This is a genomic window from Arthrobacter sp. IK3 (assembly GCF_051337705.1).
GTDB lineage: Bacteria > Actinomycetota > Actinomycetes > Actinomycetales > Micrococcaceae > Arthrobacter_B > Arthrobacter_B koreensis.
On record NZ_JBPPSW010000009.1, the window covers coordinates 69,197 to 92,870 of the forward strand.

Genomic DNA, 23,674 nt, shown 5'->3' on the forward strand with positions numbered 1-23,674 from the left:
CTAGCGTAAGGCAAGGCTGCTTTTCGCTGCACCCAGTTCGAGCCTGCGGCTGCACCAGGCGGCGTCGGCCGGGTTGTGGGTCACAACCACCACTGTCTTTCCGGCCAGTCCGGTGGCGAGGTCCGCCATCAGCTGGTGCCCGGCAGCAGCATCCAGGTGTGCGGTGGGCTCGTCCAGCAGAACGATTCCGGCTTCCGTGAGGAGGGCGCGTGCCACTGCGAGGCGCTGGCGCTGGCCGCCGGAGAGCCGGTGCCCGCCGTTGCCGATTCGGGTGTCGATGCCTTCTTCCAGCTCGCCAACCAATCCGCCCAGCCCGACCGCCTCAAGGGCAGCCAGCATTTCGGTTTCGCTGGGGGCCCGGGAACGGTCGCGGGCAATCAGCAGGTTTCCGCGCAGGGTGGAGTCAAAGAGATGTGCCTCCTGCGGGCACCAGGCCATGCCGCGGGCTTCGCGGCTGAAGTCCGACGCCGGACGCCCGCCAATGCGGAACGTCCCGGCCTGCGGCTGCAGGAACCCGAGCAGGACTCCCAGCAGGGTTGACTTGCCGCTGCCGGAGGGGCCGGTGACGGCGAGCCAGTCGCCCGGCTCCAGGCTGAGGTCGACGCCGCTGAGTACGTCCCGTGATCCGCCCGGGTACCGGTACCGGACACCGGCCAGTTCGATGCTGCCCGGGCGGGGCGCCGAGGGAATTCCCGCACTGGATTCCGGCTCCGTACCGGGATCCACCGAATCCGAGCCGAGGTCCGGGAGCACCTTGTCTCCGAGGACACGCCAGGCGGTGAACTGCTGGACGGATCCGTTGACGGCAGCGAAGCACTCGAGCAGGGCCAGCTGCATGAGCACGATCACTGCGGCGACTGTCGCGGGGACTCCCTGGGCCAGGCCCAGGATCCAGAGCGCGGAACCGGCGCAGGCCAGTGCCGTCAGAGCATTGGCCAGGCCCTGTGCCCAGGCGCTGCGCCGTGCGGCTCCGGCAGCGGCAGCGTCCAGCAGCCGCTGGCGCGTCAGCACGGGCGTTGCGGAACTGTTGGCTTCCAGGTCCCTGGCCGCCCCGAGCAGCTTGGCCATGGAGGCCATGGCCTTCGACTGCAGCGTCACCGTACGGGCACGCGCTGCGGCGTCGGCCCAAAGAGCCACGGCCGGAGCCGCGATGAGCCCAATCAGGCATAGGCCAATCTGCACCCAGATGGCTTCAGGGATCAGGACCCAGGTGGCAATGCAGGCGGCGACCGCGGTAACGAACGCCGTCAGCGGGGCGAAGACCACGCGCGGGGCGATGTCCCGCAGTTCATCCACGTCTCCCACGAGGCGTTCCAGCGCTCCCCCGCCGCGGGCCAGCCGGCGCCATCCTTCGGGGCGATTCAGCAGCCCGTTCCAGAGCCGGATGCGGATCGAGTTCGTGGCGCGGAAGACCGCGTCGTGCAGGTGGAGGCGTTCGCGGTAGCGCAGGACAGCGCGGCCAATGCCGAAGAACCGCACGCCCACAATGGCGGTCAGGAGGTACAGGATGGGAGGCTGTTCAGAGGCGCGGACAATCAGCCACCCGGACAGGGCACTGAGTGCGACGGCGAAGATGGTTGCGCCCGTGCCGTAGGCCAGTGCCTTCAGGAACTGCGGGCTCCAGGGGCGAAGCACCAGGAGATTTTTCCACAATGGCTGATGCACGTAGCCGGCCTGTGCGGTTGAACCGCTGAACTCGGGCTGCACCTCCGGAACGGCCGGGGCAGCCGCCGGCCGTGCGTCCGGCAGCGGGAGGTCAGCCCCGGCGCCGATCCTGACCACGGTCTGTGCAAGAGCAGCCGTCCGCCGGTCATGGGCGACCAACAGGATGGTGTATTCGGGGCTGAGGCGGGCCAGTGCGGACCGGACTGCAGCGGCACTTGATTCATCCAGGTGCGCGGTGGGTTCATCGGCGAGCAGCACACGCACGCCGGGCACGCTGCGCACGCGGGCGATGGCCCGTGCCACGGCTACCCGGCGCTGTTCGCCGGGGCTGAGGTCTGCGGTGTGGGCATCAAGCAGGTGCAGTGAGCGGATCTCTGCCAGCGCCTGCTCCGCTGCGGTGCGCTGCTCGCCGGGGTCCGCCAGGCCGGAGTAGAGGCCGATCTCCGCCGCCACGGTTTCTTCCATCAGCACCGGATGCTGCGGGATCCAGGCCACCTGGGCCCGGTTCACGCCGGAGGCTCGGCCGCTGATCCGTACTCCTGCTCCGTCCCGGCGAAGGCCGGCCAGAACTTCAAGGACGGTGGTCTTGCCGCTGCCGCTGGGGCCGGTCAATGAGGCTATCGCCCCGGCCGGCACGGCGAAGGACAGGTCTTCGACCACCGGTTCGGAGCGGCCGTCATAGGTGACGGTCAGCCCGTTAACCCTTAGGCCGGCGTCGTTGTCTTCCGGTTCCAGGGCGAGCGGCTGGGCGGAGGGCGCCTCGAGCACGGCGCTGGAGCGCTTCAGCGCCTCCAGCCCGTCTTCGCTGGAATGGTGCGCGGTACCGAGGTCACGCAGCGGCTGGTAGCACTCGGGAGCCAGGATCAGGGCCAGGAGTCCCATCTCCAGGGACATGTCCCCGTGCACCAGGCGCACACCGATGAACACGGCGACCACTGCCACAGAGATCGTGGCGATCAGCTCGAGCGCCAGGGAGGACATAAAGGCGACCCGGAGCGTTTCCAGGGTGGTGACGCGGTAGCGGTCGGCAACATCGCGCAGCGCCCGGGTCTGGGCACGCGCCCGGCCCAGGCCCACCAGCACCGGCAGCCCCTTGGCCAGTTCAAGCATGTTGTCTGAGAGCCGGTTCAGTGCCTCGATGGCCTTTGCCGTCTTGTCTCCGGTGTGCAGGCCAATGAGGATCATGAACACCGGCACCAGCGGAACGGTCAGCACCACTACGACGGCGCTGACCCAGTCCGCGGTGAGGATCCGGACACCCACCAGCAGCGGCAGGACCGCGCAGGTAACCAGTGCGGGAAGGTACTTGGCGTAGTAGTTGTCCAGGCCGTCCAGGCCGCGGGTCAAAAGAACGCTGAGCGCCCCCGGGCCCATGCCGGGCACGCTGCCGCCGTCGGCCAGAACCCGCTGCGTGAGCTGGCCCCGCAGTTCGTCCTTGACACCGGCCGCGGCCCGCTGTGCCACGGTTTCCTGGGCCCAGATGGCCAGGGACCGCAGCACTGCACCGCTGATACCCGTCGCTGCCACGTATCCCCAGTCCGGGCTGCCGGCGGCGAGGCCGGCGATTCCCGCGGCCACGCCGGTTGCCAGCAGCACCAGGGCCAGGGCCTTGGCCGCGGCCACGACCCCCAGCAGATACAGCGCCCGGCGGCTTGTGGCGCTGACCGGAAGGACCGGCTTCACTGGACCTTCACCTTGTGGACAGCGGGGATGGATTCAGCCGTGACGCGCTTGCGGAAGACCCAGTACGTCCAGCCCTGGTAGAGCAGGACGACCGGCAGGCCGAACACGGAGACCCAGGTCATGACCTTCAGCGTGTAGGGGCTGGAGGACGCATTCTCGATGGTCAGGTTCCAGGCGGCATCAAGCGAGGACGGAAGGACCACGGGGTACATGGCAGCGAAGATCGACACTGCCCCAAAGAGCAGGAATGCACCCAGCGCCGCGAAGGAGAGCGCTTCCCTGCCCCGGTACGCCATGACCCAGGCGACCACCAGGGCAACCACGGCAACGGCCAGCGGAATCAGGGACATCAGTTCACCGCTGGAGAACTGCACGCCGATGGCCCAGACAGCCAGCGGCAGCACTCCCACGGGCAGCCAGCGCACGACGGCGCGGCGTGCGCGGGCACGGATCTCGCCGTCGGTCTTCAGCATCAGGAAGGCGCAGGCATGGACCAGCGCAAAGCCGACGACGGCGAGGCCGCCAAGCACTGCCCACGGAGTAAGCCAGGCGAAGGCTCCGCCCACACGGTCGCCGTTCTCGTTCAGCGGCAGGCCGGTGGAGGTCAGGGCCAGGGCGGCACCCACGCCGAAGGCGCTGACAAAGGATCCCAGTGCCATGGCCCAGTCCCAGCGGTTGCGCCAGCGGTCATTGTCCCGCTTCCCGCGGTACTCGATGGAAACGGCACGGAAGATGAGTCCGAGCAGTACCAGGGTCAGCGGCAGATAGAGCGCGGAGAACAACGCCGCGTACCAGAACGGGAAGGCTGCGAAGGTCATCGCGCCTGCGGTGATGAGCCATACTTCGTTGCCGTCCCAGACGGGACCAATGGTGTTGAGCAGGACGCGCCGCTCCCGCTCATCGCGGGCGAAGAGCTTCATGAGCATGCCCACGCCCAGGTCGAATCCTTCCAGGAAGAGGTATCCAACCCACAGGAAGGCAATAACTATGAACCAGAATGTTGTGAGCTCCATGGTCTTCCGTTCCTGCTAGTAGGCGAAATCGAGGACATCGTCGGACTTGCGTCCGCCGGGCTTGCCGTCACCGGCGGTTCCGTCCGGCCCGTCGGAGCCGTCACCGCTGTGTCCGTTGCCGGGCACCAGTTCAGGCATGGCGGATGGAACGCCGCCGCGGACGTACTTCGCCAGCAGTCCGACTTCCACCACCAGGAGGGCCAGGTAGATGACCGTGAAGGAGATGACGGAGAAGAGCAGTTCCGCCCTGCTGACGCCAGGGGAAACCGCCGCGGCGGTGAACATGAACACGTTGTCTATGCCGGTGAAGCTGGGGTTGGGCACTACAACGAACGGCTGGCGGCCCATTTCGGTAAAGATCCACCCGGCGCTGTTGGCACCGAACGGCGCGAGGATGCCGAACACAGCCAGGCGCATCAGCCCCTTGGACTGCGGCACGGTGCCCTTGCGGGTAACCCAGAGGGCCACTGCGGAGGCGATTGCGGCAATACCGCCGAAGCCGATCATGATGCGGAAGCCCCAGTAGGTCACGGCCATGACGGGCAGGTAATCGATCTCCTGGCCGGCCTGCTCGCCGTACATTGGGTCATCCGGCAGGTGGGTGCCGTACTTCTCCTGGTATTCCGGGATCAGGGTGTTCACGCCGTCGACCGGGGTGTTGAAGTCACCGTTCGCCAGGAAGGACAGGACTCCTGGTACCTCGATCAGCGTCTTGACGTCGTCGCAGTTACGGGCACCGACGTCTCCGACGGAAAGGATGGAGAAGGAAGTGCCGTTGTGGCAGGCAGCTTCCGCGGCAGCCATCTTCATGGGCTGCTGCTCGAACATCAGCTTCCCTTGCAGGTCGCCGGTGATTGCGGTGCCGGCGAACGCGACCACGGCGACGGCGGCACCAATGCGCAGGGCCTTGATCCAGACGGCGTGGTCCGTCTTGTCGCGTCCGATCGCGGCGTCTTCGCCCACGATCACGCGGCCGCTCTCGTCCACCGTGTCGATCCCGTCGCGGCGCCGCTTCCACAGGTGGTACCAGGAGATGCCCAGCAGGAAACCGCCGGCGACGGCGAACGCGCCCGTGATGGTGTGCGGGAAGGCGACCAGGAGGGTGTTGTTCGTCAGTACGGCCCAAATGTCCGTCATGACGGCACGGCCGTCCACAAGCTCAACGCCAACCGGGTGCTGCATCCAGGAGTTCGCGGCGAGGATGAAGTAGGCCGAGAGGGCCGAGGCTCCGGTTGCCAGCCAGATGGTGGCAAGGTGGAGTTTCTTGGGCAGCCGGTTCCAGCCAAAGATCCACAGGCCCAGGAATACCGATTCGGTGAAGAACGCCAGGAGCGATTCGAGTGCCAGCGGGGCGCCGAAGACGTCGCCGACGAACCGGCTGTACTCGCTCCACGCCATACCGAACTGGAACTCCTGGACCAGCCCGGTAGCCACGCCCATGATGAAGTTGATCAGGAACAGCTTGCCCCAGAACTTGGTGAGGCGCAGGTACTCTTCCTTGCCCGTGCGGACCCATGCGGTCTGCAGGGCGGCCACAACCAGGCCCAGTCCGATGGTCAGCGGGACCATCAGGAAGTGATACACCGTCGTAATGCCGAATTGCCAGCGGGCAATGTCCAATGCTTCCACGTGCAGGTCCTTAGTTATGTCATGTTCTACAAGCGGTAGAAAACCCTTCTTCTACGCATCGTAGAACACTTGGCCGCAATGTTTCTACGTGATGTAGAGAACTACGTTGAAAGTCGGTATTGTTAAGCATCCCGACGCGGCGCGCCAAGGCGCAAGCGTCCATGGAAAACCAGGCCGGGGCGAACTCCCGGACCAGGGACCGAAAACAAAGGAAGATGCGGACTATGGCGACACTCGGAGAGCTCGAGCGGGCGATGATGGATCTCCTCTGGGAAGCACCCGAGGCGTTAACCGCCAACGAACTCCGCGAACGGCTGGCCCAGAATGATGCCGGCCGCCCAGATGCCAAAGGCCTTGCCGTAACCACGGTCCTCACCGTCCTGTCCCGGCTCGAAAAGAAGGCCCTCGTAGCGCGTGAGCGCGACATCCGGCCCCACCGCTACCGTGCGGTGACCACCCGCGCCGAACACACCGCAGAGCTCATGCACGAGGTCCTCGGCTCTGCCAACGACCGCGAAGCGGTCCTGGCCCGCTTCGTCGGTTCCGTCTCGGCAACCGAAGCGCAAACCCTGCGCAGGCTGCTCGACGGCGCCTAGGCCCCCGGTCTGCGCCCCGCATGTTCTGGGCCTCCTACTTTCTCGCTGCACTGGCAGTAATCCTCGCCTGGCCGGTTCCGGTCCTGCTCTCTCGCGCCAAATGGCCCGCTAGGTCGCCATTCACCGCGATGGTGCTCTGGCAGTCGATCGCCCTTGCCGGCGGGCTGTCCATGATCGGCGCCATGCTGACCTGGGGCCTGGAACCGATTGGCGACAACCTAGCGCAGGGGCTTTCGGGTCTCTGGAACATCCTCCTGCAGCGGCAGTCCGTGGAGGCACTGGGCCTGGTCCACGTCTTTGCCATCAGCGCCGCCGTGTTGCTGACCGTGCATCTGGTCTTCACCCTGCTGCTCACCTACTACCGCATTGTCTCCGGCAGGCGCCGCCACCGGGACATGCTGAACCTGCTCAGCTCTCCGTCGCTCAACACCCCGGCGACCCTCGTCATCCCGCACCCCTCCCCCGTTGCCTACTGCCTTCCGGGAGGAGCCCACTCGGTCACCGTCCTCTCGGACGGACTGATGGACATCCTCTCCGAGAAGGAGCTTTCGGGTGTACTCACCCATGAGAGGGCGCACCTGAGCCAGCACCACCATCTGCTGCTCTGGGCCTTTGCCGCGTGGCGCGCGGCCCTGCCGTGGCTGCCCACCTCGCAGCTCGCCCAGCGCTCTGTCAACGAACTGATCGAGATGCTGGCAGATGACGAGGCGCTGAAAAAGGTCGACCGCCCCACGTTGATCCGCGCCGTCGCGATTGTTGGTTCGGCCTCAGGTGCGGGCGCTGATTCCGCGGCCGCTCTTCCCGGCTCCTCGGTTCCCGCCGTAGCCGGCGGCGGCCGGGAGGACGAGACCGGCATGGCGGCACGGCTAAGCCGCCTGCTGACGCCCCAGCCGCCGCTGCAGCGCTGGGCCAGCATCCTGATCCAGGCCGCTGCCGTGCTGCTCCTGGCCGTCCCGACCGTCCTGCTGTTTGCCCCCGGCCTCATTCACGCGTAACCGGCAGGGGGCGGTCCCCTATGCGTCGATGCGGTCCCGGTCCAGCATCGCGGCGCCGGCGATGATGAACTCCTTGCGCGGGGCAACGTCGCTGCCCATCAGCAGTTCGAACGTCGCCTCATCCACATGCCGGTCGGCTTCCTCCGCCTCGCTGAGGCGGATCCGGCGCAGGGTGCGGTGGCGGGGATCCATGGTGGTTTCAGCGAGCTGGTCCGCATCCATTTCGCCCAGGCCCTTGTAGCGCTGGATGGGCTCCTTGTAGCGCTTGCCTTCTTTCTCCAGCCGGTCCAGCAGCTGGTGGAGTTCCTTCTCGCTGTACGTGTAGACCATCTCGTTGGCTTTGGAGCCGTGGTTGATCACTTCCACGCGGTGCAGGGGCGGAACAGCGGCATAGACACGCCCGGCCTCCACCAGCGGGCGCATGTAACGGAAGAAGAGGGTCAGCAGCAGCGTGCGGATGTGGGCGCCGTCCACGTCCGCATCGGTCATGAAAATGACCTTGCCGTAGCGCGCGGCGTCAAGCTGGAAGCTGCGGCCGGAACCTGCCCCGACTACCTGGATCAGGGCTGCACACTCGGCGTTGGATAGCATGTCCGAGACGGAGGCCTTCTGCACATTGAGGATCTTGCCCCGAATCGGCAGCAGCGCCTGGAAATCCGAAGACCGCGCCAGCTTGGCAGTACCCAGGGCGGAATCACCCTCCACGATGAACAGTTCGGACCGTTCGTTGTCATCAATCCGGCAGTCGGCGAGCTTAACGGGCATTGAGGATGTTTCCAGCGCGTTCTTTCGCCGCTGGGTCTCCTTGTGCACTCGCGCAGAGATACGGGATTTCATCTCCGACACGACTTTTTCCAGCAGCAGCGCGGTCTGGGCTTTGTCCCCGCGGGCCGTTGAGTTGAGCCTGGCCGTGATTTCCTTTTCGACGACCTTGGACACAATCGACCGGACGGCGGACGTGCCGAGGATCTCCTTGGTCTGGCCTTCGAACTGCGGTTCGGCGAGCCGCACCGTCAGCACGGCAGTGAGCCCGGCAAAGACGTCGTCTTTCTCGATCTTGTCGTTGCCGGCCTTCAGCTTGCGGGCGTTGCTTTCGATGACCTTGCGGAAGGTCTTCAGCAGCGCCTGCTCGAAGCCGGCCTGGTGGGTACCGCCCTTGGGCGTGGCGATGATGTTGACGAAGCTGCGGATGCTGGTTTCGTAGCCAATCCCCCAGCGCAGCGCGATGTCCACCTCGCACTCGCGTTCAACCTCGGTGATCTTGCTGTGCCCGCGTTCATCCAGGACCGGAACGGACTCCTTGAACTTTCCTGCACCGTGCAGGCGCCAGATGTCGGTTACGGGCGCATCCGCAGCGAGGAACTCAACGAATTCTGAGATGCCGCCGTCGTGGTGGAAGACCTCCTCAACCGGTCCGTCTTCTCCGGGAGTTCCGGGCAGGCGCCGTTCGTCCCGCAGCGTGATTCGCAGGCCGGGCACCAGGAAGGAGGTTTGGCGGGCCCGGGCCTCAAGCTCCGCGTAGGAGAACTTGGCATCCGGGGTGAAAATCTGCCGGTCGGCCCAGTACCGGATCCGGGTGCCGGTGACGCCGCGCTTTGCCTTGCCAACTACCTCGAGCTTGCTGCTGTCCAGGAACGGCGTGAACTTGGCGTCGGGGGTTGGCTTGGAGCCGCTGTCCGCAAAGACGCCGGGCTCTCCGCGGCGGAAAGTCATCTGGTACGTCTTGCCGGCGCGGTCCACCTGCACGTCCAGGCGTGATGACAGTGCGTTCACCACGGAGGCGCCCACACCGTGCAGGCCGCCGGACGCGGCGTACGAGCCGCCGCCGAACTTGCCGCCGGCATGGAGTTTGGTGAAAACCACCTCGACGCCGGAGAGTCCGGTCTTGGGTTCGATGTCCACCGGAATGCCGCGGCCGTCGTCATGGATCTCTACGGAGTTGTCCGCGTGCAGGATGATCCGGATGCTCTGTCCGTAGCCGGCCAGGGCCTCGTCGACGGAGTTGTCGATGATCTCCCAGAGACAGTGCATCAGCCCCCGGGAGTCAGTGGACCCGATGTACATGCCGGGGCGTTTCCGGACAGCCTCGAGGCCTTCCAGGACGGAAAGGTGCCGGGCGTTGTACTCAGTATCCAGGGGGACCACGGTGCTGAACTCCTAGGGCCGGAAGGGCCTTGATATGCGTAGGGATGCCTTGCGGCGGGGCAGCCGGAGGCAACCGGCCTTCTATAAGGTTAATGCCCGCCGGTGACAGTGCCCTGCAGCGACTCAGGGGCCGCGCCCCAGCGAAGGGACTGGCGGGCGGCAAAAGTGAACAGTGCCACTGCCCGCTGGCTTGGATGTGACCTACCCGTTGGTACGCGCAGAGCGAAAGGCGGGCCTTAATCGAAAGGCCCGGCCGGCAAAGATGGTTATATGAAGTATCAACACCCTTAAGGAGGCACTCATGACAGCAGCAGTTGCTACACGTCAACTCAATGCGCTGGACCGCTGTGACCGCTGCGGCGCTCAGGCTTACGTGCGCGCGGTACTGGAATCCTCCGGTGGGGAACTTCTTTTCTGCGCTCACCATGCACGGACAGTGGAGGCGAACCTTCGCCCCCTGACCTCTGAGTGGCAGGACGAGAGTGCTCGTCTGCACCAGAAGGCAGCTTCTCCGGAAGATTAATTCCGAAGACCAGCAGTCCCAGACCTCGCGAAGGCCCCTCCGGTGTGGAGGGGCCTTCGTTCTGTCCGGGCATGTTTCCCCGGACTGCCGGTCCCGGTGGCCCGCCCCGTCGAGGGACCGGGACGGGCCGGCATCCACCCGCCGGGATGAGGCAGTAGTGGAGAACTAAAAGGCTGTGCCCCCGCGATGTTCGCGGGGGCACAGCCTTTTAGTTCTGCCGGTTCTGCAGTGTCCTAGTCGAGGTAGTCCCGCAGGACCTGCGACCGCGAGGGGTGGCGCAGCTTCGACATGGTCTTGGATTCGATCTGGCGGATCCGCTCGCGGGTCACGCCGTAGACCTTGCCGATCTCGTCCAGGGTCTTCGGCTGGCCGTCAGTGAGCCCGAAGCGCATGGCTACGACGCCCGCTTCACGTTCGGACAGGGTGTCCAGGACGGAGTGGAGCTGTTCCTGCAGCAGGGTGAAGCTCACTGCGTCAGCCGGAACAACTGCCTCGGAGTCTTCAATGAGGTCGCCGAACTCGGAGTCGCCGTCCTCACCCAGCGGGGTGTGAAGGGAGATGGGCTCGCGGCCGTACTTCTGGACCTCTACGACCTTTTCAGGGGTCATGTCCAGTTCAAGCGCCAGTTCTTCGGGAGCGGGCTCGCGGCCAAGGTCCTGGAGCATCTGGCGCTGGACACGGGCCAGCTTGTTGATGACTTCCACCATGTGCACCGGGATACGGATGGTGCGGGCCTGGTCCGCCATGGCGCGGGTGATCGCCTGGCGGATCCACCAGGTGGCGTAGGTCGAGAACTTGAAGCCCTTGGTGTAGTCGAACTTCTCCACCGCACGGATCAGGCCCAGGTTGCCTTCCTGGATCAGGTCCAGGAAGAGCATGCCGCGGCCCGTGTACCGCTTGGCCAGCGAGACGACGAGCCGGAGGTTGGCTTCCAGCAGGTGGTTCTTGGCACGCTTGCCGTCGTGGATGATCTGCTGGAGGTCCCGCTTGAGCTTGGGATCCATGTCCGGATCCGCAGCGATCTTCTCTTCGGCGTACAGGCCCGCTTCAATGCGCAGGGCCAGGTCCACTTCCTGCTCAGCGTTCAGCAGGGCGACCTTACCGATCTGCTTCAGGTAGTCCTTGACGGGATCCGCGGTGGCGCCTGCGGAGACGACCTGCTGGGCAGGTGCGTCGTCGTCGTCGGCGTCGGAGTAAACGAAGCCGGAGCCGGTGGGGGCTGCCTCGGGGGCGTCAGCCTCGACGACCTCCACGTCCGCTTCCGTAGGCTCTGCCTCTGCCTCGTCGGTGTTGACGTCAGCGTCTTCGGCGGGAGCGGCTGCCTTCTTTGCGGTGGTCTTTGCCGCGGAGGCCTTTGCCGGTGCCTTGCGGGTGGAAGGCTTGCGGGCAGATTTGGCAGCCGTCTTGGTGGCTGCGGCAGGTGCCGCCTCAGCAACCTCGGCAGTCACAGTGTCAGTCTCTTTGACAGCAGTTGTCTTTCTCGCGGACACAGAAAACCTTTCAATACGGCGGGCTGCGGCGCCGCCATGGGGGCAACACCACTATGACCCTGTCAAGTCCGTGCCATAACCAGTGCTTTGTACGCGGTGCAGTTCCATATGCAAACACACCGCACCCTGTTCCTATTCCCCGCGTGAGCGGAAAGCCGGAACGACACTAGGTACACGAACCCAACCGGGTCTCGGTTCCCATTGTCGCATGCTTTGGCGCGCTGCCACCACCGGACACGGAGAGTCGGCGCTCTCCCGTGCCTGCCGCGGGCTGATCAGGCGCCTGGACCGCCGTGCCAGGCGGTCAGCGGGGAGAGCGCCCATTGCGGCAGCTCGCCCCTGCGCAGCAGTTCGCGCAGCAGCGCCGCGAGCCGGTAACCGGGTACCTCGCGAAGGGCGGCGGAGAGGCTCAGCTCCGCCCGGGAGCTGCGCCCCCGCGCCCATTCGACCCAGCCCAGCAGGGTCAGCAGGGCAGCGGCCGGCTCGCCTGCCGCGCGCAGGAGGAGATTACAGAAGACGGAATGGGCAGCGTCCAGGCGCTCCCAGTCCGGGGCGCTGCGGCTGCGTCCAATGAGCATGGAGATAAACTGCTGCCCGGCCAGCGCTGACGGCTCCTGGCCTGCGTTTGGCGTGTCCGGTACCAGGTCCGGGTGCAGCACATGACGTATCCCCTGTGCGGCAGCAGCCATTCCGGAGGCGGCGAGAACCAGGACGGTGTCCCGCACCGGCTTGCATTCAAGGCTCGCAAGCAGCAGGGCGTCGCCCTCGTGCCCGTTCCGCCCGGGATTCGGGTCCACGGGCTCGGACGGCGGCAGCCGGGTCGCTGAACACATCCTGTGGTCCCAGGCGGCGAGCACTTCGTCGAAGACATCCGGTGAGCCCCACCTTCCCTCCATCCGGCGGCGCACTTTATCGATGCGTGCGTCCATTGCCGCGGTACGCAGTGTTCCTGCACGGCGCAGCGTTCCCTCCAGCGATCCTTCCAGCGAAGGTGCGAAGGCGCTGCCCCGGTACACGAGCTCTGCGCCCAGCCTGCTCCCGGCAATCCCGTCTGTTGGGTGTCCGGGCCAGGGGCAGCAGCCAGGGTCCGTGCAGAAGTAGGCACGCCACGTTCCGTTTCCAGTCAGCCATGCGTCACGGACTATCAGCCCGTGCCCCTCCAGTTCGCTGCACAGTATGTCCATCAAGGCGCTGTACGGCGGAGGGGTGCCTTCCTCCGGCACCAGATCGGTATACAGCACGGCCAATACTCCATCGGTGTCTTCGTCGTTGGAGAGCAGGCTGGTGATCCGGTCTGCGTACCCGGAGATCAGTTCCAGGCTGTCCAGCCCGGCGCTGTCCCCGGCGCAGGACGCACCGGGCAAATCCAGCCGAAGCGTTGCCCCGAGCCGTGCGCCGCGCAGGCCGAGAAGCACCAGCGATTCCTGCGGCGTAAAACCGAGGCAGTGCGGCACGAACGCCAGGATGTCCTGCGGGGTGCCAGCGCGCAGCACCTCGGTGGTTCCGGCCCCGGCGCCGTCAGCACCGGGACCCCCGTCTGCGGTGTCCGCTGCGGGATGGTGCCGGCGAGGTGCGGACCGGCGGGCGGCGTCCGGGCGTCGTATGTTCTGGAATTCGCTCATGGGCCCCAGACTGTCCGTTCAGGCCGCCCAGCGGTGCCGGAACGCGCCCCCCGGAGGGATAACGGCCCGCAGTTCGAGCGTCCAGCACCACTGGGGAGGGAAAGACCCGGAAGGGACTCCCGCTTTCAACACGAGCGCTGTTTAGTCGGACGCCGGTTCCTGCACGGGCTTCCCCTCTTCTTCCGGCCCGGCGCCGCGCCGGAAATCCCTGCGGCGGCGCCGTTCGCGGGCCAGCGCTTCGCGCAGCGGCGGCAGGCGCAGCCCTTCATCTGCCAGGGCAGTGCGTACCCTCCGGCGGTTGACCAGGATCCCTGCCACACCCACGCCCATCACGAGGAACTGCACGGACAGCGCGATGCGGAAGGCCGCAAGGTCATAGAGGTCACCGCCGGAGAACCCGGTGCTGAGCAGGAGGTCGAGGACCAAGCCTATGAGGTACATCGAAATCAGCGACGCGCCAAACCCGCCAATGTTCACGATTCCGGTGGCAGTGCCCAGGCGCGTGCTGGGGTTGTACGTCCGCGCGAAGTCGAAACCAATCATGGAACCGGGGCCGCCAATGGCGAGTACCGCTACAAGCCCGGCAAGGACCCACACCGGAGCCGGGCCCGGCCAGAGCATGACCACCAGCCAGCCGCAGGCCATGGCGGCGGCTATCAGCAGCACCATGGTTGACCGGCGCAGGGGATGCCGGCCTACCCAGGAACCGAGCCACGGTCCGCACACGATGGCAACCGCCACAAAGAAGGTCATCAGCGCCGAGGCCGCGGCAGGGGAAACCTGTTCCGCGCTGACGAGATAGGGGTACCCCCACATCAGCACGAAGACGGTCCCCGGAAACTGGATGGTGAAGTGCGTCCACATACCCAGCCGGGTGCCGGGCTGGAGCCAGGCTGCCGAGAGGGAGCCGCCGTCGTGCGCTGGGCGCGGGGAACGGGCGGCGGCGCCTGGCTGGTTGCGGACGAAAGCCAGCGCCAGCACGAAGGCAAGGACTGAGAGCGCCGCGGCCGAGATGAACGCCGTGTTCCAACCAAGTTCATGCAGCGCGAAGGCGAACGGGATGGCACTGGCAATCTGGCCCAGCTGTCCGATAATTCCGGTCCACTGGGTCAGGACGGGGATTCTCGGCGCCGGAAACCACGCCGGCAGCAGCCGCAGTACCGAGATGAAGGTCAGGGCATCGCCGGCGCCAACCAGGGACCGGCCCACGATTCCGGCGCCGACAGACTCCGCGGCGGCAAGCTGGAACTGACCGGCGAACATCAGCACAGCCCCGCAGGTAATCAGGAGCCGGGGACCGAACCGGTCCACCAGCATGCCTACGGGGATCTGCAGGCCTGCGTAAACGACCAGCTGCACCACCGTAAAGATGGACAGGACGGATGCTGTGGCGGAGAACCGTTCTGTCGCTTCCACCCCCGCGACACCAAAAGCCGTACGCTGGGTGACGGCGACCATGTAGGCAAAGACACCGGCGCCCCAGACCAGCCAAGCACTCCGGTTTTTCATGCCGCACCGCCCGGCGCGGCGGCCAGGATACGGGAGGCTCTAGGCCTTGCCGTCGCCTCCGGGTGTTCCAGGCCGGTCGTCGCCGCCTGGTAGGCGCTCGGGGCCGTTCGGTTCAACGCTTTCCTCATCCTCGTCTGCCGCAGGGCCTTCGCCGTCCGGACCTGGTTCCTGCTCGTCCTGTGCAACAAGCAGTGCTTCGGTCTCTTCCTCGGCCTGCGGGCTGGCCAGGTACGCTTCGACGGCGGCACCGAGCTCTTCGGCGTCGGGCAGCTCATCATTGTTCTTGACCAGCAGTGAACGCCGGACCGTGCTGCCGTTGTACTCGTCGTACCGGCTTTCCAGCGTGGCCACGACGCCGCGTACCTCTGCCGAGGCATCCACCTGCTGCGCAATCTGCTTTTCAACCTCCCGGCCGGCCTCACGCAGCCGGTCGGTCGGCAGGACCAGATTAGCCGCCGCACCGAGGTATTCCAGCGCCGCCACGGCGGCAGGAGGAAATTCGGCATCCGAAAGGTAATGCGGTACGTGAACCACATGGCCCACGACGTCGACTCCGGCCTCAGCGAGCCTCAGTTCCAGCAGGTGCCCTACGGCAGCCTGGATCTGCGCCGTCGGCTTCCATGAACTGATGCCCTCGATCAGGTCCGGGCGGTTGCCGTGCGCGGTCACACCGATGGGGCGCGTGTGCGGCACCGGCATCGGTATTGAATGGACCCAGGCGACGAGCGAGACGTCGAGGGCCTGAACGAGGCTCAGCACTGCGGCGGTAAAGCGTTCCCACTGGAAATCGGGTTCGAAGCCGGTCAGGAACAGGAAAGGTTCCCCGAGGCCGTCATGGAAGCGGTGGAGTTCGATGCGCGGGGCCTCGTAGCCCGTGAAGTGGTCCTCGACGAACGTCAGCTGCGGACGGCGGGCACGGTAATCGATGAGCTGGTCGGCATCGAAGGTGGCCACCAGGTCGTGTTCCAGGTTTTCGAAAAGCTCGTCACGGATCTGGGACACCACGTGGCCTGCCTCGCCGAAACCCGTGAATCCGGCAAGCAGCGGCAGTCCGCGCACTTCGGCGGAAGCGGCCAGTTCCGGATCCAGGTTGAACAGGGTCAGCGGATCAAGCATGTTGTACCTTCCTGCCACTCGTCCCGTTAGTTTGCGGGGGCGCTTAAGAAACCAAGCGCTTGGTTGTCAATCCCTTACTCAAGGGTAAACGCCATGCACCGGCGGATTCATTCCACACCCGCAGCGGAGCCGGTCCGCGTGGGCCGCGGCGGAAGAGACTACGATCGGAAGAGCAAAGCACCAAGAACACACAAAAACGTGAGGATGAAGCTTCGTGAGCAAAGCCAGTGAGCCAGACCTGCAGGTAATTTCCCGGGACGTCCGCAAGGTCCAAACGCAGGCACTGGTAGTGGGCGTCGGCCAGACCCCTGACGGCCCCGTCCTGGTGGACAGCCCGCTCTCACAGAAGTCATCCTCTGCAGTGGCCGGATCCTTCGCACTGCTGGGCGTCACAGGTGCCGCAGACCAGGTGGTACGCCTTCCCGGCCTGCCGGAGCTGGATGCCGAGATGCTGGTGCTGGCAGGACTTGGCCCCGTTGCCGCCGGCGAGCAGCTGGGCACCGAAGCACTGCGCCGGGCCGCCGGCTCCGCAGTACGGCAGCTCGCAGGCACCTCGACGGTAGCCCTGGCGCTTCCCGCCTCCACCGTGGAAGATGCAGCCGCGGTTGCCGAAGGCGCCCTGCTTGGCGCATACAGCTTCACGGAACACCGCAGCACGCACTCCACCAAGGTTCCCGCGCCCGTCTCCTCGATCACTGTGGTCACCTCCACCGCAGACGACGCCGCACTGAAGCCGGCCCTCGAGCGCGCCCGCGTCGTTGCGCGCGCCGTGAACGCCACCCGCACGCTGGTGAACCAGCCGCCCAGCCACCTCTACCCCGAGACGTTCGCTGCCGCAGCCCGCGACGCCGCACGTCCGCTGCCCGTCAAGGTCACCGTCTGGGACGAGAAGAAGCTTGAACGCGAAGGCTTCGGCGGCATCCTCGGCGTCGGCAAGGGATCCGCCCGCCCGCCGCGCCTGGTCAAGGTTGAATACTCCCCCGCCCGTGCCAAGGCCAAGCTCGCCCTCGTCGGCAAGGGAATCACTTTCGATTCAGGCGGACTGTCCCTGAAGCCGGCCGCCGGCATGCAGGCCATGAAGTCGGACATGGGCGGCGCCGCCGTCGTCCTCAACGCCCTCCTGGCCGTTGCGGAACTGGGCCTTCCGCTCAAGGTGACCGCCTGGCTCTGCCTGGCCGAAAACATGCCTTCCGGCACCGCCCAGCGCCCCTCTGACGTCCTGACCACGTACGGCGGACGCACCGTGGAGGTCCTGAACACCGACGCCGAGGGACGCCTGGTCATGGCCGACGGCCTGGCGATCGCCAGCGAGGAAAACCCGGACGTCATCATCGACGTCGCCACGCTGACCGGCGCGCAGATGGTCGCGCTGGGCAACCGCGTCTCCGCCGTCATGGGCGAGGACGGTGTGCGCGATGCCGTCAAGGCTGCCGCAGACCGCGCCGGGGAACTGTTCTGGCCCATGCCGCTGCCAGAAGAGCTGCGGGCGAGCCTGGACTCCCCCACCGCGGACCTGGCGAACATCGGTGAGCGCTTCGGCGGCATGATGACCGCGGCAGTGTTCCTGCGCGAGTTCGTCGGCGAAGTGGACGGCGTAAAGATTCCGTGGGCCCACCTGGACATCGCCGGACCGGCGTTCAACGAAGGCGCGCCCTACGGTTACACCCCCAAGGAGGGCACCGGCGTTGCGGTACGCACGCTGGTCTCCTACGCGGAGGACGTGCTGGCCCGCGCGGTATAGCACCCCAACATGTTATGCGTGCAACTTAAAGGGGCATTTGTTGCGCGTGTTTCTGGTTACATTCGCCTTCCGGCCCACTTAACCGAGTGGATGCCGGGGAAACTGGGCGATAGTGTGAAACCTATTCACAACCGCCCGAATCACTAACCGACGCGCCATCAGTGCGTCAACAGATTACGCGAGGGAGCGTCCACGTGGCCGAAGAGGCAACTGCGCAAGAGTTCGACATCCTGATCCTCGGTGGAGGCAGCGGCGGCTACGCCGCGGCACTCCGCTCCGTGGAGCTGGGCTTTTCCGTTGGGCTGATCGAAAAGGGGAAGCTGGGCGGCACCTGCCTGCACAACGGCTGCATCCCCACCAAGGCACTGCTGCACTCAGCCGAAATTGCTGAAAACGCCAAGACTGCGGAGAAGTACGGCATCAAGGCCACCTTCGACTCCGTGGACATGAACGCCGTCAACTCCTACAAGGACAACATCATTGCGGGCAAGTTCCGCGGCCTGCAGGGCCTGATCAAGTCCAAGGGCATCACCGTCATCGAGGGTGAAGGCCGCCTGACCAGCGAGAAGACCATTGAGGTCAACGGCCGGACCTACACCGGCTCCAACATCATCCTGGCCACCGGCTCCTACTCCCGCTCCCTGCCGGGCCTGGAAATCGGCGGACGCGTCATCACCTCCGACCAGGCACTGACCCTGGACTACGTCCCCAAGAGCGCCGTGATCCTCGGCGGCGGCGTAATCGGCGTCGAGTTCGCGTCCGTCTGGAACTCCTTCGGTGTCGACGTCACCATCGTGGAGGGCCTGCCGTCGCTGGTCCCCAACGAAGACGCCGCCATCATCAAGAACCTTGAGCGTGCCTACAAGAAGCGCGGCATCAAGTTCAGCACGGGCATCTTCTTCGAGAAGGTGGAGCAGAATGACGACGGCGTCGTCGTCACCCTCGCCGACGGCAAGACCTTCGAAGCCGAGCTGCTGCTCGTCGCCGTCGGCCGCGGACCGGTTACCGCCAACCTTGGTTACGAGGAGGCCGGCCTGACCATGGACCGCGGCTTCGTTATCACCAACGAGCGGCTGCACACCGGCGTCGGCAACGTCTACGCCGTGGGCGACATCGTTCCCGGCTTGCAGCTGGCACACCGCGGCTTCCAGCAGGGCATCTTCGTCGCCGAGGAAATCGCCGGCCTCAAGCCGGTCGTCGTCGAAGACGTCAACATCCCCAAGGTCACCTACTGCGAGCCCGAAATCGCTTCCGTGGGCCTGACCGAGGCCAAGGCAAAGGAAAAGCTGGGTGCCGAGAATGTCCAGGTCCAGGAATACAACCTGGCCGGCAACGGCAAGACCTCCATCCTGGGCAGCTCCGGCCTGATCAAGATGGTGCGCGAGAAGGACGGCCCCATCATTGGCGTCCACATGATCGGCGGCCGCATCGGCGAGCAGATCGGTGAGGCACAGCTGATCGTGAACTGGGAAGCCTACCCGGAAGACCTGGCCGGCCTGCTGCACGCGCACCCCACCCAGAACGAAGCCCTTGGCGAAGCCGCGATGGCACTCGCCGGCAAGCCGCTGCACGGCTAGAGCGAAGAGTTTCCCGGTGCATCCGGCGCCAGCGGCGCCGGGTGCACTAGGCTTCAAACCAACCAGCACCAGCGGCACGGCTGGTCAAAGAACTAACAAGGAGAAACGGGGACAATATGTCTGAAACCGTGAACTTACCCGCCCTTGGTGAAAGCGTCACCGAAGGCACCGTAACCCGCTGGCTGAAGCAGGTAGGCGATACCGTCGCCGTTGACGAGCCCCTGCTGGAGGTGTCCACCGACAAGGTAGACACCGAAATCCCGTCTCCGGTTGCAGGCGTCATCGAGGAGATCCTCGTGGCCGAGGATGAGACCGCCGAGGTCGGCGAAGCGCTGGTGCGCATTGGCGACGGCTCCGGGTCCTCCTCTGACGACTCCGGTTCCGCGCCCGCACAGGAAGAGGCGCCGGAAGCCGAAGAGGCTCCCGCCGAGCCCGAGGCGAAGGAAGAAGCACCGGAAGCACCCGCAGAGGACTCCGGGTCAGCAGATTCCGGTGACAGCACCGACGTCACGCTTCCCGCGCTGGGCGAGAGCGTTACCGAGGGCACCGTTACCCGCTGGCTGAAGGCCGTAGGCGACGACGTCGCGGTAGATGAACCCCTCCTGGAGGTTTCCACCGACAAGGTGGACACCGAGATCCCCTCCCCCGTGGCCGGCAAGCTGCTGGAGATCAAGGTCAATGAGGACGAGACCGCCGAGGTAGGTTCCGTCCTGGCCGTCATCGGTTCCGGTTCCTCAGCCCCGGCCAAGGCCGCACCGAAGGAAGCTGAGCCCGTGGCTGCCGCTCCTTCGACCGAGCGCGAGGAGCCGGTTGCAGAGCCGAAGGAAGAAGCTCCCAAGCAGGAGGCTCCGAAGCAGGAAGCCCCCAAGCAGGAGGCTCCCAAGCAGGAGGCTCCCAAGGAAGAGACCGGCAAGGAGGAGTCCGGCTCCGGCACGTACGTAACCCCGCTCGTCCGCAAACTGGCCAATGAGCACGGCGTGGATCTGTCCACCGTCAAGGGCTCCGGCGTGGCAGGACGCATCCGCAAGCAGGATGTCCTGGACGCTGCTGAAGCCGCCAAGGCAAAGGAACCGGCACCGGCTGCGGCGCCGTCGTCCTCTGACAAGGCTGCTCCGGCGAAGATCAGCGAAGAGAGCGCGAAGCTGCGCGGCACCACGGTCAAGGCACCGCGGATCCGCCAGACCATTGCCCGCCGCATGATGGAGTCCCTGGACACTTCGGCACAGCTGACCCAGGTGCAGGAAGTCGACATGACGCGCATCGCCACGATGCGCCAGAAGGCGAAGGCCGGCTTCAAGGAGCAGAACGGCGCCAACCTGACGTTCCTGCCGTTCATCGCCAAGGCCGTGGTGGAGGCGCTGAAGGCGCACCCGAAGCTCAACGCGTCCTACGACAGCGAGTCGCAGGAAATCACCTACCACGACGCCGAGCACCTGGCGATCGCCGTTGATACCGAAAAGGGCCTGCTGGTTCCGGTTATCAACGACGCCGGGGACCTGAACCTCGCAGGTCTGGCCAAGAAGATCGCCGACGTCGGTGCGCGCACCCGCAGCGGCAAGATCGGTCCGGACGAGCTTTCCGGCGGCACCTTCACGATCACCAACATCGGCAGCGTCGGAGCCCTCTTCGACACTCCGATCATCAACCAGCCCCAGGTGGGAATCCTGGGCACCGGTGCGATCGTGAAGCGGCCGGTTGTCCGCACGGATGAGGACGGCAATGACACCATTGCCATCCGATCCATGATGTACCTGTCCCTGACGTACGACCACCGCCTGGTGGACGGCGCCGATGCAGGCCGCTTCCTTCAGACCCTGAAGGCACGCCTGGAAGAAGGCAGCTTCGAAGCCGACCTGGGCCTCTAGGCGCTAAGACACAATGACAGGCGGGTGCCCCCGACGGGGGCACCCGCCTGCTGCGTTATTTGGGCGTCGGCATCCCGACTTCTACTCGTTGTAGAGTAGTTATCGGAAGAATTACGTCCCCTGACACACTGTCGGTAAGATCGAAACCATGGACTTCCTTCATAGCTTCCTCGTCTTCCTGCACATCCTCGGCGCCGGTGCCATCGTTGGTATCTGGCTCGCCAAGATCAAGAACCCCACCGTGATGCCGGGCCAGTTCCACGCTGCACTGCTGCAGCTGGTGACCGGCATCCTGCTGGTCGGCCTCAACGAAATGGGTGACGGAGAGGTAAACCACGTCAAGGTGGCCGTAAAGCTCGTCATCGCGCTGGTGATCGCCGTCATGGCCTTCATCGGCCAGCGCAAGTACAAGAAGGACCAGCCGGTCTCCGGCGTCCTGGCCAACGGCGTAGGTATCCTCACCGTGGTCAACGTGGCACTGGCCACCATGTGGTAATCGACCTCTGATCCACAGCGCGGCATCGCGCACCGGTTCCTCCCCTCACGTTCCGAGGGGAGGAACTTTTTCATGCGTCCCCGGGCCTGCCGGTCTCCGGTATCTGTATGCCGGGGTCTGGCAGTTGAGCCACCTGCCTGCAAGGATGGGCGGCAGCGCCCTACGGCAGTCCCGCCCGGCGCCCGGCCCCGAAGGAGCTCCCATGGCTACTGTCCGTAAAGCACACACCATCTGGAACGGGGACCTGTTCCATGGCACAGGCGAAGTCACCCTCGATTCGTCCCAGCTGGGAACGTACGAAGTAACGTGGAAGGCCCGTGCGGAGGAGTCCGGGGGCCGCACCAGCCCCGAGGAACTGATTGCGGCCGCGCACTCCGCATGCTTCTCCATGGCCTTCAGCAACGCCCTGGCGGAGGCGGGCAAGACGGCAGAACGCATCGAGACGTCCGCGGAGGTCAGCTTCGTTCCGGGAACCGGTATCACCGGCAGCCATCTCCGCGTCACCGCCGTCGTGCCGGGGCTGACCGCCGAGGAGTTCACGGACATCGCCGAGTCCGCCAAGACCGGATGCCCGGTGTCCCAGGCCCTCTCCGGCATTAGCATCACCATGGACGCGACGCTCGAAACCTAGGGCCGGCGCCCGTCCCGTGGCGTCAGGGTACGGCTACAGTGCCGATCCGGCCCAGAGGCCGGCGATCGCGGCACCGACAGAAGCCACAAGCATCACGACACCGCTGATGAACGCCGCGGCCTTACGGCCTTCCCTGATGAGCTGCACTGTTTCATAGCTGGCGGTACTGAAAGTGGTGTATCCACCGAGAAAAGCAGTACCAAGGACGATGCCGAGTTCAGTGGGAAGCATCCGCCCAGCCGTGAGTCCCGTGAGCACGCCCAGGACTAGGGAGCCGGACACGTTGATGATCGTCGTTGCCCACTGGAACGTCGTCCGGAGGCGGGATCGGACCACTCCGTCAACAACGAACCGCAGCGCCGCGCCCGCGCCGCCTGATGCTGCTAAAAGTACAAAGAGCCAGGGAGTCACCGCAAGGGACCCCGTTCTCTTGGCCTCTGTGGCGACCGGCGTCGAACTGCGCTGGAGGCGGCTATGCCTGCCCACGTGGCACAGGCACCGATTGCGACAGTTCCGAGTGCGTAGAGGACGCCTTCAGGGGCCAAACCGTCCCGGAGAAGCACCGCTGTGTCCCTGGCCAGCGCACTGTACGTGGTAAATCCGCCGCAGAAACCTGTTCCCAGGAGGAGCCGGAGGTTCCTGCTGATCGAGCGCTCACTGCCCAGAAGGGCCTCGTAGAGACAGCCCAGTAAAAAGGCGCCCATGACATTGATTGCCGGGATGGCCAGGGGCACGGACCCGAGGTGCGGAATCAGCAGGGATAGAGCCTCCCGGCAGGCCGCACCCGCAGTTCCCCCGGCGGCAACCAGCGCGATAGGCCGCCAGCGCAGGTGCGGCGGGCGTTCGGAGGCCTTCACTCGACCGACCCGCCTGAAGCTCTTCCCTCGTTCTTCGCGCCGACCGGAACCACAACAACCGGTCGAAACTGCCCGCGGGCAAGCTTTGCCGCGATGGACGAGCTAAGCAGCTCCTGGATGCTCCCTCCCAGGGATCGCTCGCGCGTACCCACAACGATCATGGCGGCGTCGACAGTATTCGCCAGGTGGCCCAGAGCATGTGCTACATCGCCGGGGATGGCCAGGGTGCGCCACGATACGTCTGTACCGGCGAGGATGCCGGCCAGATCCGCGGCCAGCTGCGGATCAAAAGCGGCCTCACCCTCGTCGGCAAAATCGGGGTCGAGGGAAGCACTGGTCATTGATCCATCCGCAGACTCGCCGGTAGCGAAGCGGGCCGGGTTGGCACAGGCACAAATCAGCTCGGACCCGAATTGCCTGGCGAAGCGCGCTGCCTGGCCCACCACCCGAGGGGACTGGCCCGGCGCGACGCCGACAACCACAGGTTGCCCGGGCCCCGCGCCGTGGTTCGTCTCCATCAC

At 65.7% G+C, this 23,674-nt stretch carries 18 protein-coding genes and 1 pseudogene; 8 read left to right on the top strand and 11 right to left on the bottom strand.

The window, feature by feature from the left end; translation table 11 throughout:
* The 3 genes from cydD to ACSLGO_RS13025 are packed head-to-tail and all read right to left on the bottom strand — an operon-like array spanning nucleotide 1 to nucleotide 5,990.
* Nucleotides 1–3,348: a thiol reductant ABC exporter subunit CydD gene (cydD, locus tag ACSLGO_RS13015; protein ID WP_419242596.1), complete on the bottom strand. Its 3,348-nt coding sequence runs from the start codon at nucleotides 3,346–3,348 to the stop codon at nucleotides 1–3.
* Entirely contained in the window at nucleotides 3,345–4,361 is a 1,017-nt protein-coding gene (gene cydB / locus ACSLGO_RS13020; protein WP_386887601.1) for a cytochrome d ubiquinol oxidase subunit II, read from the bottom strand. The genes cydD and cydB overlap by 4 nt, the downstream gene beginning before the upstream one ends.
* 15 nt (nucleotides 4,362–4,376) lie before the next feature.
* On the bottom strand, nucleotides 4,377–5,990 hold the full coding sequence (locus tag ACSLGO_RS13025) for a cytochrome ubiquinol oxidase subunit I (RefSeq protein ID WP_436401266.1): 1,614 nt from the start codon (nucleotides 5,988–5,990) through the stop codon (nucleotides 4,377–4,379).
* 224 nt (nucleotides 5,991–6,214) lie between these two features.
* Between ACSLGO_RS13025 and ACSLGO_RS13030 the strand changes: the two genes are divergently transcribed.
* Together ACSLGO_RS13030 and ACSLGO_RS13035 are read left to right on the top strand one after the other, a co-directional pair.
* On the top strand, nucleotides 6,215–6,586 hold the full coding sequence (locus ACSLGO_RS13030; protein ID WP_091605534.1) for a BlaI/MecI/CopY family transcriptional regulator: 372 nt from the start codon (nucleotides 6,215–6,217) through the stop codon (nucleotides 6,584–6,586).
* Between the two features lie 20 nt (nucleotides 6,587–6,606).
* A complete protein-coding gene (locus ACSLGO_RS13035; RefSeq protein WP_091605537.1) occupies nucleotides 6,607–7,581 on the top strand; it encodes a M56 family metallopeptidase in 975 nt (324 codons plus the stop codon).
* Between the two features lie 18 nt (nucleotides 7,582–7,599).
* Here the strand turns inward: ACSLGO_RS13035 and ACSLGO_RS13040 are convergent, their stop codons facing one another.
* A complete protein-coding gene (locus ACSLGO_RS13040) occupies nucleotides 7,600–9,726 on the bottom strand; it encodes a DNA gyrase/topoisomerase IV subunit B (protein ID WP_152274313.1) in 2,127 nt (708 codons plus the stop codon).
* 301 nt (nucleotides 9,727–10,027) lie between these two features.
* Here ACSLGO_RS13040 and ACSLGO_RS13045 point away from each other — a divergent pair, with 301 nt between their 5' ends.
* The gene (locus ACSLGO_RS13045; RefSeq protein ID WP_091605542.1) at nucleotides 10,028–10,249 is read left to right on the top strand and encodes a DUF7455 domain-containing protein; all 222 of its coding nucleotides are present in this window, start codon (nucleotides 10,028–10,030) and stop codon (nucleotides 10,247–10,249) included.
* 233 nt (nucleotides 10,250–10,482) lie between these two features.
* Here the strand turns inward: ACSLGO_RS13045 and ACSLGO_RS13050 are convergent, their stop codons facing one another.
* The 4 genes and pseudogenes from ACSLGO_RS13050 to ACSLGO_RS13065 all read right to left on the bottom strand — a co-directional run.
* On the bottom strand, nucleotides 10,483–11,739 hold the full coding sequence (locus ACSLGO_RS13050) for an RNA polymerase sigma factor (protein ID WP_152274312.1): 1,257 nt from the start codon (nucleotides 11,737–11,739) through the stop codon (nucleotides 10,483–10,485).
* Nucleotides 11,740–12,014: 275 nt separating this feature from the next.
* A complete protein-coding gene (locus ACSLGO_RS13055) occupies nucleotides 12,015–13,361 on the bottom strand; it encodes a DUF4192 domain-containing protein (protein ID WP_436401267.1) in 1,347 nt (448 codons plus the stop codon).
* Between the two features lie 141 nt (nucleotides 13,362–13,502).
* Nucleotides 13,503–14,870: an MFS transporter gene (locus ACSLGO_RS13060; protein WP_436401268.1), complete on the bottom strand. Its 1,368-nt coding sequence runs from the start codon at nucleotides 14,868–14,870 to the stop codon at nucleotides 13,503–13,505.
* A gap of 222 nt (nucleotides 14,871–15,092) precedes the next feature.
* A pseudogene (locus tag ACSLGO_RS13065) lies at nucleotides 15,093–15,986 on the bottom strand (proteasome assembly chaperone family protein); the annotation flags it as partial.
* A 214-nt stretch (nucleotides 15,987–16,200) separates the two neighbouring features.
* Between ACSLGO_RS13065 and ACSLGO_RS13070 the strand changes: the two are divergent.
* The 5 genes from ACSLGO_RS13070 to ACSLGO_RS13090 all read left to right on the top strand — a co-directional run bounded on the left by ACSLGO_RS13070 (nucleotide 16,201) and on the right by ACSLGO_RS13090 (nucleotide 22,296).
* On the top strand, nucleotides 16,201–17,727 hold the full coding sequence (locus ACSLGO_RS13070; protein ID WP_263128805.1) for a leucyl aminopeptidase: 1,527 nt from the start codon (nucleotides 16,201–16,203) through the stop codon (nucleotides 17,725–17,727).
* Nucleotides 17,728–17,921: 194 nt separating this feature from the next.
* Complete coding sequence (lpdA, locus tag ACSLGO_RS13075; protein ID WP_091605558.1) at nucleotides 17,922–19,304, top strand: dihydrolipoyl dehydrogenase; 1,383 nt, start codon at nucleotides 17,922–17,924, stop codon at nucleotides 19,302–19,304.
* Nucleotides 19,305–19,420: 116 nt separating this feature from the next.
* Nucleotides 19,421–21,169, top strand: coding sequence for a 2-oxoglutarate dehydrogenase, E2 component, dihydrolipoamide succinyltransferase (gene sucB / locus ACSLGO_RS13080; RefSeq protein ID WP_386887980.1), 1,749 nt, complete (start codon nucleotides 19,421–19,423; stop codon nucleotides 21,167–21,169).
* Nucleotides 21,170–21,317: 148 nt separating this feature from the next.
* Nucleotides 21,318–21,665 carry a hypothetical protein gene (locus ACSLGO_RS13085; protein ID WP_091605563.1) on the top strand — a complete coding sequence of 116 codons (348 nt, stop codon included), beginning with the start codon at nucleotides 21,318–21,320 and terminating at the stop codon, nucleotides 21,663–21,665.
* A 202-nt stretch (nucleotides 21,666–21,867) separates the two neighbouring features.
* Complete coding sequence (locus tag ACSLGO_RS13090) at nucleotides 21,868–22,296, top strand: OsmC family protein (protein WP_263128802.1); 429 nt, start codon at nucleotides 21,868–21,870, stop codon at nucleotides 22,294–22,296.
* A 33-nt stretch (nucleotides 22,297–22,329) separates the two neighbouring features.
* Here the strand turns inward: ACSLGO_RS13090 and ACSLGO_RS13095 are convergent, their stop codons facing one another.
* From ACSLGO_RS13095 to ACSLGO_RS13105, 3 genes are read right to left on the bottom strand one after another with little or no spacing between them, the layout of a single operon-like run.
* Nucleotides 22,330–22,707 (bottom strand): fluoride efflux transporter FluC, encoded by a 378-nt coding sequence (locus ACSLGO_RS13095; RefSeq protein ID WP_277665284.1) that lies wholly within the window; start codon nucleotides 22,705–22,707, stop codon nucleotides 22,330–22,332.
* A complete protein-coding gene (locus tag ACSLGO_RS13100; RefSeq protein ID WP_277665285.1) occupies nucleotides 22,704–23,153 on the bottom strand; it encodes a fluoride efflux transporter FluC in 450 nt (149 codons plus the stop codon). Before ACSLGO_RS13100 ends, ACSLGO_RS13095 begins: the two co-directional genes overlap by 4 nt.
* Nucleotides 23,150–23,671 (bottom strand): universal stress protein, encoded by a 522-nt coding sequence (locus tag ACSLGO_RS13105; RefSeq protein ID WP_091605574.1) that lies wholly within the window; start codon nucleotides 23,669–23,671, stop codon nucleotides 23,150–23,152. Before ACSLGO_RS13105 ends, ACSLGO_RS13100 begins: the two co-directional genes overlap by 4 nt.
* Between the last annotated feature and the right edge of the window lie 3 nt (nucleotides 23,672–23,674).

Excerpts from the sequence above, each read along its gene's own strand:
- cydB (WP_386887601.1), bottom strand. The coding sequence starts at position 4,361 with ATGGAGCTCACAACATTCTGGTTCATAGTTATTGCCTTCCTGTGGGTT.
- ACSLGO_RS13030 (WP_091605534.1), top strand. The coding sequence starts at position 6,215 with ATGGCGACACTCGGAGAGCTCGAGCGGGCGATGATGGATCTCCTCTGG.
- ACSLGO_RS13035 (WP_091605537.1), top strand. The coding sequence starts at position 6,607 with ATGTTCTGGGCCTCCTACTTTCTCGCTGCACTGGCAGTAATCCTCGCC.
- ACSLGO_RS13045 (WP_091605542.1), top strand. The coding sequence starts at position 10,028 with ATGACAGCAGCAGTTGCTACACGTCAACTCAATGCGCTGGACCGCTGT.
- ACSLGO_RS13055 (WP_436401267.1), bottom strand. The coding sequence starts at position 13,361 with ATGAGCGAATTCCAGAACATACGACGCCCGGACGCCGCCCGCCGGTCC.
- ACSLGO_RS13060 (WP_436401268.1), bottom strand. The coding sequence starts at position 14,870 with ATGAAAAACCGGAGTGCTTGGCTGGTCTGGGGCGCCGGTGTCTTTGCC.
- sucB (WP_386887980.1), top strand. The coding sequence starts at position 19,421 with ATGTCTGAAACCGTGAACTTACCCGCCCTTGGTGAAAGCGTCACCGAA.
- ACSLGO_RS13085 (WP_091605563.1), top strand. The coding sequence starts at position 21,318 with ATGGACTTCCTTCATAGCTTCCTCGTCTTCCTGCACATCCTCGGCGCC.
- ACSLGO_RS13090 (WP_263128802.1), top strand. The coding sequence starts at position 21,868 with ATGGCTACTGTCCGTAAAGCACACACCATCTGGAACGGGGACCTGTTC.
- ACSLGO_RS13105 (WP_091605574.1), bottom strand. The coding sequence starts at position 23,671 with ATGGAGACGAACCACGGCGCGGGGCCCGGGCAACCTGTGGTTGTCGGC.